The organism is Paraburkholderia phymatum, assembly GCF_038900715.1.
Taxonomy (GTDB): Bacteria; Pseudomonadota; Gammaproteobacteria; order Burkholderiales; family Burkholderiaceae; genus Paraburkholderia; species Paraburkholderia phymatum_A.
Map to the genome: position 1 here is coordinate 1 of NZ_JAYMRZ010000055.1, position 9684 is coordinate 9684.

Here is a 9684-nt window from a genome sequence, read left to right on the forward strand (position 1 = left end):
GCGTCCGGCCTTGACCAATTCCACCATCTGCGCCCGGAATTCCGGCGGGTACGGTGTACGAGTCTTGCCCATTTCGGCACCTCCTCTTCAAAAAGAATAGGTGTCCGTTTTTGCGGGTCAACCTCAGTTTGTCGTCGAAAGGGCTGATCTTGCGTTCAGGTTGCGGCCGCTATGTCGCTCCAGCGGATAGCGGCAAGTGGCATATGCGGCAGCGCGTGTGCGGCGGGATGCCCTCGACCACTACCGCGACGTTGAAACGTTAAACCGCGTCAAGCTCATCCCGTGTGACGTGCTGGGGATCAACATCGGCGGGATCAAAGCGCGCCTCTTGCGAGACTACGTCGAGGGCACCATCGCGGACGAGGACGGACGCGTTGCATCTCGCACCGGATCACCGGGTACCTCGCCGGCATGTCATCGGCGCCGGCAATCGCGACTACACGCGGTGGACCGCATTTTCGCAACGAACTCGTCGCATGGCCGCAGCTTGCGCAGTCCAGGGAGAGAAAGGTGACCGAAGCGAAGCTCTATGATCGTAGCTTCAGCGAGGGCTACGAGACAGGCTTTGCTGGTCGGGCACGCGAGTGCCCATACATCGCCAGCAAAGAGATGTTCGACGAGGACCAATGGCATGCCGGTTATCTGTACGGCCAGCATGTCGCCATCATGCAGCAGTTGCAGAACGGTGCACGTCCGCGCACGCCCGCCGAGGGAGAGCACGGCGCGTGGCCGCGCTGGATCTGGTCCGTGCCGCTCGCTGCATTTGGCGTGGCCGGATGGCTTGGTATCCACGCGCGACTCATGATGGGGAGACGGTCACGGTTACGCTCGACATGAAGCGCGACGATACGATGACAGATGATGCCTGCATCGATCGAGCGCCTCGACCGCACCGCTATCGCGGCATCCGCAGAAAAGGTTGGCTAATACTCACTGAGCGATATCGCGAGATCCCACAAGCCGAGTACGCACAACATTCCTATTATTGTGGCAATGAGAGCAACAAAAAGACCGTCAGGCCGTGGGCGCTTCATCTGCGTGCTCGGAACTGTCGCCCGCGATCCGCCTCTGCAATGGGGTAGACAGGATGGAATCAATGAATGTGTGCGCTCGACCCTCCCCGTACTTGAACGCCTCTTGCTCAGCAAGAAAGTCGAACTGTTCTGGAAAACTTGCAACCACTTGACCTGGATTACCAGGCGAAGAGACGATCCACGACACGCGGTAGCGTCGACATATGCCACCAAACGCATGCCACTGTGCTGGCGTGACGAGGACTTCAATTTCGCAGCCGCGATATGACGCACAGGACTTGGTGGACATGGCTTTCCTCGCTTCAGAAGACAGCGCGAAGCGACGAATTGCGCACATCGTCTCATCGTCTGCTCCCACGGTCACCAGATGGTGACCCCGATAAGGGCAGCATCCGACATGCCGAGCGGGCCGATTTAATTCAGCCTCAATCGAGACTTTTTCTCGATTCGGTAGGAGGAATTGCATGGGCGTGATCCACCAGCATTTGCGGGCAGTACCGCTATCTCGTGAAGCGCCAGGCCGAATCGGTGGCGCCGATGAAGTCGACCGCGCTGTTCGCGATGCTCAACCCGAGCACAGCGGACGCAACACTCGACGATCCGACAATTCGCCGCTGCCGCGGCTTCACGAAGCTATTGGACTGCAACGGCCTCGCCGTGGCTGACCTCTACGCGCTCTAATGCTCCGGCTGCACGTGAGTTCGACCCGCCATCGGCAACCAGCGCGGCCCGTCTCTGGGTCAACGCGCAACGATGCAACGACGCTGTGATAGCCGATGCTCTGGTTCCCGCGCAGATTGATCTCCAGCACGGTAGTGGTGTCGGGGCTTCGTGCCTGACGCTTTTTTTACGCTATTCGCTCCTCCGTCATGCAACGTCTGGATCGATGGCTGACTCAACCGTCACTTCGCCGCGCCGACTCTCTTGGCCGGCTGCATCTGGCGGCATGCGAAGGAAACGCACTATTCTTCGTAATGCAGCATCTGTCCGAAGCGCGGGATGATAGTGCATGCACACGCCGATCTCTCGATGATGGCTACGTCAATGCACCGATCATTGACGTCCGGCTTTCACCAAAAAGCGATGCGCAACACTGCCATTAAGAGGTGAGTAGACCCGGGGAGTTGCACCCCGAGTCTCTCGCAGAACCGAACGTGAACCTCTCGGCTCATTCGGCTCCCATCATCCAACCGATGCCCCAGCGACACGCCAGTGAACAAACAACCCGGGGTGGACGAACTTCATCCTGCGTAGCCATTCCGCACTACGTCGCCTGCTCTGCCGCAACCTCCGGTACTTTCGTCGAGCCCACCGCATAAGCCGTAAGTCGAGATAGCCGAAGAGTCTGTGCATCGCCGTCCTGTAGAACGCCCCATAGTAGTTCCACCACCCTTGTATCGCCGAGTTGCATTGCTGCGCGAGGTCAACCAGCGTCGCCGGTGTGCGTCGGTGCAGTCGCCAACTTCGCACGGTCTGTCTCATCCTCTTTAAGGCATCACTGCTCGCCGCTGGCAGAAAGCTGGTAAATCGCCGCTGATGCTTGCTCAATGCCCGTCTCGGTCTAAACGTAAAACCGAGAAACGTAAACTGCACGTTCGGATAAGTGCCAGTGCGATTACTGTCCTTGCAATACACAATCTTCGACTTCTCCGGATGCATCGTCAGACCACACTCAGCCAGCCGTTCTTCAATCGCTTGCATCACGGCTTGTGCCTGCGCCAGACTGCGGCAATGAACTACCGCGTCGTCGGCATAGCGCGCAAAGGGAGACTGCGGCCATGTCCGCTGCATCCAGCTATCGAACGCATAATGCATAAACAGATTCATCAAGATCGGACTGACCACACCGCCCTGGGGTGTACCCCGCATCCGGGGCAGACTCGCCCCCTCCGCAGTTTCGAACCGTGCAATCAGCCACCGCTCGATGTACAGCAGGATCCAGTCCTCCTTGATGTGGCGTCGCACCGCTTTCATCAGCAGCGCATGATCGATCTGGTCGAATGCCGCCTTGATGTCAAACTCGACAACCCAGTCGTATTTCCAGCAACGCGTACGCGTCACGGCAATCGCCTGTTTCGCCGACTTGCCCGGCCGATACCCATATGAATCTTCATGGAATATCGGATCGAGTGTCGGCTCGATCATCAGTTTGACCACACCTTGCGCCACGCGATCAGATACCGTGGGAATCCCCAGCTTTCTCGTGCCGCCCTTGGCTTTCGGAATCTCAACCTGCTTCACTGGTGGCGGGAAGTACGACCCCGACGACATCCTGTTCCACAGCTTGTACAGATTTCCCGAAAGGTGCCGCTCGAACATGGCGATAGTTTCATCGTCTACGCCAGCAGCGCCGCGATTGGCCCTCACCAACTGGTACGCTTCCCACACTACCCGTTTCGCAATGCTGTACAGTTTCGTTGATGTCATGTCACTCATTCCCGCAGTGAGCTTTCCCTGAAATTTCGCCTTCCAACAGGTCGCGTATAAACTCGACGCAAAGGAAGGAAAGAAGAAATGTTCAAGGTACCGCACCAGGTGTACACGGCGGAGTTCAAGGAAGCCGCCGTGCAGCGAGTCAAGGACGGGCAAAGCGTGAGCGCCGTGGCCCGCGAACTAGGTATGTCGATGCAGACGCTGCGCAACTGGCTCAAAGCGTCGGAAGCCGGCAAGCTGAACGGCCCCGGCGCAAAAGTCGTCACGGCGGAACAGATGGAGTTCTCGCGTCTGCGAGCGGAGAACAAGCGCTTGCAGATGGAACTGGAAATCGCAAAAAAAGCGGCGGCGTTCTTCGCGAAGGAATGAAATGAACGCGTCCCACCCGTGAACGTAAGCAAAGGAAGGTGGATCCTCACGGGCCAACGGCATCGATGTGTGCCCAGGTGGAAAATGCAAGCATTTCCCGGCAACCGGAGGATCCACAATGAACAGTATGGCTGTGGGCGTAGACATCGCCAAGCAGGTTTTCCAGGTGCATTACGTCGATCAGCAAACCGGAGAGGTCGTGAACAAGCCGGTTAAGCGGGCAAAATTTCTGGAGCACTTTGCGAACCGTGCTCCGTGTTTGATAGGGATGGAGGCCTGTGGCGGCGCGCACCATTGGGCGAGGCAACTGACCAGGATGGGCCATAAGGTCCGGCTAATGCCGGCGGAGTTTGTCAAGGCGTTCAACATTCGCAACAAGAGCGATGCGGCGGATGCCAAGGCAATCTGGCTGGCAGTACAGCAGCCAAGCAAGGCTGTAGCGGTGAAGACCGAGATGCAACAGGCTATGCTCGGATTGCACCGTATGCGGGAGCAGCTGGTGAAGTTCCGCACGATGCAGGTGAATGCGCTGCGCGGATTGATGACGGAGTACGGCGAAGTGATGAACAAGGGGCGAGCGGCGCTCGACAAGACGATACCGGAAGTACTCGGTCGGCTTGCGGATCGGCTGCCGGCGGTCCTGATAGACACTCTGCGTGATCAATGGAACGGGCTGACGAAGCTGGACGAACATATTGCTCAGATTGAGCGGCGCATGCGCGAGTGGAAGAAGGAAGACTCCGCGGTCAAGGCGATTAGCGAAATTCCTGGTGTGGGCTTACTGACGGCAACCGCAGCGGTCGCGATGATAGGCGACGCGAACGCATTCAACTCGGGTAGGGAGTTCGCTGCATGGGCAGGTCTCGTACCCAGGCAGACCGGCTCAGGCGGTAAGGTAAATCTGCACGGCATCAGCAAGAGGGGTGATACCTATTTGCGGACTCTCCTGATTCACGGCGCTCGCAGTGTATTAACGCACGCGAAAGAGCCAAGCCGGTGGGTCGAGCAAATAGAGAAACGGCGACCGCGAAATGTGGTGGTCGTCGCACTAGCCAACAAGATGGCGCGCACGATCTGGGCCGTGCTTGCCCACGGCAGGGCGTACCAAAAAGATTACGTGAGCATGAAACCGGCCTGACCGGTGAATGCCACGGAGAAGAGTAACGTTTAGCAAAGGGTGAACGTCGAAAGGTTGCGCAGCAATCGAGTGTGATGACCAGCCAGGTAGGACCGGGACTCGCAAAACCTGAACAGGAGGAGGAGCTTTCGAGCTCGCCGAAGGAATGAGGTGCGAGTCAGCGAATTTCATAGGGGCCCGCAGCGGCAGCACCGGCTGCATAAAGGCCGGATAGAGAGCTGCGACCCATCCTGTCAATCTGAACACACGAAAGCTGTTGCAAAACGGGACGCGTTCATAGAGACCTCCTGTGAAGTTCGCCGGGATTGACATGCAGTGCCGGCACTATCCGCTGTCGGCACTGTGCGAGGTCCTTGGTGTAAGCGTGAACGGCTATCGCGCCTGGAAGCGCGGCGGCACGCCCGAACGGCAGCGGCTGACCGATGCGCAGTTGCTGACGTTGATTCGAACGATTCATGCCGAGGTCAAAGGCGCCTACGGCTCGCCGCGCATGACCGAAGAGGTTCGCGCTCGCGGCTTTCCGGCCAGCAAAGCACGGGTGGAGCGGCTGATGAGCGCCAACGGTATCCGAGCCCGCCATAAGCGGCGCTATCGCGTCACGACTGATTCCAGGCACAAGCTGCCGGTCGCGCCGAACGTGTTGAATCGCAACTTCACGCCGGCCGAGCCCAATCAGGTGTTCACCTCGGACATCACGTACATCTGGACCGACGAAGGCTGGCTGTATCTGGCGGTCACGCTGGACCTGTTCAACCGGGAGGTTGTGGGCTGGTCCGTCAAGCCGCGCATGACGGCGGACCTCGTGACCGACGCACTGACGATGGCATGGTTCCGCCGCCGCCCCGCGCCCGGCGCGCTGCATCACTCGGACAGAGGCAGTCAATACGCAAGCCATGAATTCCAGCGCAAGCTGAGTTCGTATGGCATGCGCTGCTCGATGAGCCGCAAAGGCAGTTGCTGGGACAACGCGCCGACGGAAAGCTTCTTCAACAGCCTGAAGAACGAACGGGTACACGGCACGAGGTATCGCACGCATCGCGAAGCCATGGCGGACTTGTTCGAATACATTGAAGTGTTTTATAACCGCAGTCGTCGTCATTCATCTCTCGGCTTCATTTCGCCAACTCAGTTCATGCAAGACTGGCTTGCGGCTCAGCGGACGAAGGATACGGCTGCATAACTCGGGGCCTCTGGAAGGCGAAAAACCGAGGGAAGCTCACAGTGCAGATTGGTGACCTTCGTCAACCGGATAATGCCGCCCCTTCGCTCCACCTTCATTACAAAGGCTTCGACACTACTACGGGCAGCTCCGCCCCTCACTCCGACATCGGTATTCTTCCTCATGGTGTCTGCCATTTGTCATTTCCCTTTGCATTCGAAGCAAGGTTCTCACGTTCCATACCAAAGCCTGTATTGAGCTCATGCCGCCTTTACTCCGGCTGTCATCGAGTCCGTAATCAGGTGTCGTCCCGACTGATCCTGGAGTAAAGTTACGACTCCAGTTTTGACAGCGCTTTATAAGTAACGATGCGTCGTCGGACGGTTTGCTTTCGCTCATCTGCTCAACACGTACCTGCCACCCTCTCCGAGTGACTATTCCACGGTCGCTCACCACCGCGCCTTTTGGACGCAGCAGCACCGGGCGGTTTGAAGCCTGCTCCTGAAAGCCGACTTCGGGAGGCCTACTCCCATCTTCAGTACAGCACCGCAGGCTCTCGCCTGCGTTCGTGACACACTAACTTTTCCTATCTTAACGGCGCTGTACTTTTACACGGTAGCGAAAGGTGAGCCGGCCTGCGAATTGCCTCTCAAGCACGATGTAGATCAAGGCTTTGGGGATGCGTATAACACGCAAGTAGTCGCCTCGGGAACGCCATAAAGATGGTGGCGAATTTCCGTCCATCGCCACCCCGCATGACGCGACCTGACCTTGAGCCCGCCGCTTCGCGGCTGCTTTCAGCACGCCGCGCGGGACAGGGCCGCTGCCACCAGACGGCCCTGCTGATGTCGATGCGCTCTGATCGAAGCATGGGCACCTGAGGCGGTCGATGTCCGGCACACGTCGCGCAGGCGACACCCCGTCGGCAGCACGCGCTCAAGCTCCTCGCGCACAAACCGCCACGCGCCCTGGTTCCTGTCCTCTTCCTGTGCCCATACCACTTCCGTGAGGTTCTCGAACCTGCGAAGCACAGCCGCCAGCGCGTCATGCGGAAACGGATACAGCTGTTCGACCCGGACCAGTGCTATCGATGCATCGCCCGACTGGTGGCGCGAGCGCTGTAGTTCGTAAAACAGCTTGCCGCTACAGAGTACGACGCGGGTCACGGCACGCCGGTCTACGATGCCCGAATCCGGCAGAACGGGCTGAAACGATCCGTCGAAGAACATCTCCAACGGCGAATGCGAAGCTACGTCGCCATAAAGCTGCGTCTTCGGCGTCATGACGACGAGCGGTTTGGGACGAGCCGCCATCGCCTGCTCGCGCAACAGGTGGAACCATTGCGACGACGTGGAAGGAATCGCGACGCGCAGATTGTCGTCGGAACACAGTTGCAGGAAGCGTCCGAGATAACCGTTCGAATGCTCCGGGCCCACGCCTTCGTGCCCGTGCGGCAACAGGACAGTCAACGCGGACTGATAGCCCCACTTGTATTCACCGGGCGCAATGTACTGGTCGATGATGACTTGCGCGCCGTTCACGAAATCGCCGAACTGCGCCTCCCAGATTGTCAGCCGCCTGTTCGCCTGCACGCTGTAGCCATATTCGAAGCCGAGCGCGGCTTCTTCCGTGAGAGGCGAATTGACGATGTCGAACATACCCTGATCCGCGGCGATATGTTCGAGCGGAACATGCAGGTTGCCGGCAGCCGGGTGCGCTTCCTGTGCGTGCCAGACGGCATGCCGGTGCATGAACGTGCCGCGGCCCACGTCCATGCCCGAAAGACGAATACCAATCCCCTCTTCCAGCAACGACGCGTAGGCGATGTTTTCGGCAAAGCACCAGTCTGCGACATGGCTTGCACTGGCAGTTGTCTCTTTCCACTTTGCAATGCGCCTGCTGACCAGTTCATGCAGACGGAAGCCGTCCGGCACGCGCGTCGCCGCCGACGTCAGCGAGCGGACCCGTTCGAGTGAAACCGGCTCGAACGGTGTCATTGCAGGCATTTCGAGCGCCGCTGGCGGGCGAAAATTCATTTCAATCGCTTGCGTCTGCAACGCATGCAGCGCGTCGGCACGCATATCCGCGAGTTGCGCGGAGGCTCCGATCGCAGCGTGATAGCGCTCCGTCACTGTGGGATGGGCCGCGATGCCTGTCTGCGCGCGCGGCTGCGTGATGGCGGGCACGTCATGCTCCGAATGACCGAGGCGACGATAGCCGATGAGATCGATGACAACGTCGGCTTCGTGTTTCATCCGGTAGTCGAACGCGATGCGCGCCGCGCGAAGGACATCGTCCGGATGGTCGGCGTTGACATGAATGACGGGCGCGTCGATCATGCGCGCGATATCGGTGCAATACGTGTTGTCGCGCACGTCCATCGGATTGGGCGTCGTGAAGCCGATCTGGTTGTTGACGATCACGTGAATGGTGCCGCCCAGCGTATAGCCGCTCTTGCGCGTGAGGTTCAGTGTCTCCATCACGATGCCCTGGCCGGCGAATGCGGCGTCGCCGTGAACGATGATCGGCACGCAGGCCGCATCGGGGTGCGCGTCCTGCCACGCACGCGCCATGCCGCTGACGACGGGAAACACGCTCTGCAGATGCGACGGGTTATGCGCCAGATACAATGCAACGTCGCCATGGGCGGTCTTCCTGCACGCGGTGCCGCCCAGGTGATAAGGCAGATCGGTCTGCACCGCAGCCACATCGGATTCGTGGTCGAGACAGGCCAGCATCTTCGCGGCGGGGAACTCCATCACGTTGACCAGCGCGTTGAGACGTCCGCGATGAGGCATGCCCAGAAAGATCTGCTGCACGCCGTCGATGGCCGAGCTGTCGATCAACGCGTCTAGCAGCGGCACGAGACTTTCGCAGCCTTCCAGAGAGAAACGCTTCGCGTGTTCGTGCCGGGATGCGACAAGGCTCTCCCACATTTCTGCTGCCAGCAGTCGGCGCAGTAGCGCATCGCGTTCTTGCGGCGTCGGCTGAGGGCAGACCAGCTCCGACTCCATGCGGTTGAAGAGCCAGCGTCGGCGCGACTCGCTGCGCATGCCGCTGCAATCAAGCCCCAGTGCCCCGCAGTAGACTCGTTTGAGTTGCTGCTCCAGTTCGGCCACGGTGAGCGCAAACGGAAGGCCCGCCTGATCGGCCGGACGCATCTGTGACGGATCAAGCCCGTAATATTGCGGCGAAAGCTCCGGCATGGCGACGCGCGGGACGAACTCGAGCGGGTCGAGGCACGCCAGGCGATAGCCGTCGTGGCGATGGGCATCGATGAAGCGCTCAATCTGCAACGACAGGACTGTCGGCGTGGCGACGGCAGCCGGCTGCGAAGAGATATTGGAAGAAGGCTGCTGGACGTTGATCTGCTCGGAATAATCGTTGGACATTGTTCTGTGGACATATCGAGAGAAACCGTTAAGGCAATGCTGATCAAGCCGTGTAAACGCGACTGAGCGCGGTTGAGCATGCGTAAACTTTCTGAATAACCATGAAGATGGTCGTTCCGCTTCGTTTTACCGCGCCGCAGGCGTTCTGCGCGGGCTTTT

The 9684-nt window shown here is 59.2% G+C and carries 6 protein-coding genes and 2 pseudogenes; 5 read left to right on the forward strand and 3 right to left on the reverse strand.

Features of this window, described 5'->3' with window-relative positions:
- The first annotated feature begins 510 nt into the window (after positions 1–510).
- Entirely contained in the window at positions 511–837 is a 327-nt protein-coding gene (locus VSR68_RS42160; protein ID WP_342945330.1) for a hypothetical protein, read from the forward strand.
- A 177-nt stretch (positions 838–1014) separates the two neighbouring features.
- Here the strand turns inward: VSR68_RS42160 and VSR68_RS42165 are convergent, their stop codons facing one another.
- A complete protein-coding gene (locus tag VSR68_RS42165; protein ID WP_342945331.1) occupies positions 1015–1323 on the reverse strand; it encodes a hypothetical protein in 309 nt (102 codons plus the stop codon).
- 248 nt (positions 1324–1571) lie between these two features.
- Here VSR68_RS42165 and VSR68_RS42170 point away from each other — a divergent pair, with 248 nt between their 5' ends.
- Positions 1572–1715: a DUF1643 domain-containing protein gene (locus tag VSR68_RS42170; RefSeq protein WP_342945332.1), complete on the forward strand. Its 144-nt coding sequence runs from the start codon at positions 1572–1574 to the stop codon at positions 1713–1715.
- A 501-nt stretch (positions 1716–2216) separates the two neighbouring features.
- Here the strand turns inward: VSR68_RS42170 and ltrA are convergent.
- Positions 2217–3461, reverse strand: a complete 1245-nt coding sequence (ltrA, locus tag VSR68_RS42175) for a group II intron reverse transcriptase/maturase (protein ID WP_342945333.1) — start codon at positions 3459–3461, stop codon at positions 2217–2219.
- Between the two features lie 87 nt (positions 3462–3548).
- Between ltrA and VSR68_RS42180 the strand changes: the two are divergent.
- From VSR68_RS42180 to VSR68_RS42190, 3 genes and pseudogenes are all read left to right on the forward strand, one after another.
- Positions 3549–3832 (forward strand): annotated as a pseudogene (locus tag VSR68_RS42180) (transposase); the annotation flags it as partial.
- Positions 3833–3954: 122 nt separating this feature from the next.
- Positions 3955–4974 carry an IS110 family transposase gene (locus VSR68_RS42185; protein ID WP_342945334.1) on the forward strand — a complete coding sequence of 340 codons (1020 nt, stop codon included), beginning with the start codon at positions 3955–3957 and terminating at the stop codon, positions 4972–4974.
- A 283-nt stretch (positions 4975–5257) separates the two neighbouring features.
- Positions 5258–6154 (forward strand): annotated as a pseudogene (locus tag VSR68_RS42190) (IS3 family transposase); the annotation flags it as partial.
- Positions 6155–6930: 776 nt separating this feature from the next.
- On the opposite strand, the gene VSR68_RS42195 reads toward VSR68_RS42190, so the two are convergent.
- Positions 6931–9525, reverse strand: coding sequence for a 2-oxoglutarate dehydrogenase E1 component (locus VSR68_RS42195; RefSeq protein WP_342945335.1), 2595 nt, complete (start codon positions 9523–9525; stop codon positions 6931–6933).
- Positions 9526–9684 lie beyond the last annotated feature (159 nt).

Bases quoted from the DNA above. Each gene is read 5' to 3' on its own strand.
- ltrA (WP_342945333.1), bottom strand. From the start codon at position 3,461: ATGACATCAACGAAACTGTACAGCATTGCGAAACGGGTAGTGTGGGAA.
- VSR68_RS42170 (WP_342945332.1), top strand. From the start codon at position 1,572: ATGAAGTCGACCGCGCTGTTCGCGATGCTCAACCCGAGCACAGCGGAC.
- VSR68_RS42165 (WP_342945331.1), bottom strand. From the start codon at position 1,323: ATGTCCACCAAGTCCTGTGCGTCATATCGCGGCTGCGAAATTGAAGTC.
- VSR68_RS42195 (WP_342945335.1), bottom strand. From the start codon at position 9,525: ATGTCCAACGATTATTCCGAGCAGATCAACGTCCAGCAGCCTTCTTCC.
- VSR68_RS42185 (WP_342945334.1), top strand. From the start codon at position 3,955: ATGAACAGTATGGCTGTGGGCGTAGACATCGCCAAGCAGGTTTTCCAG.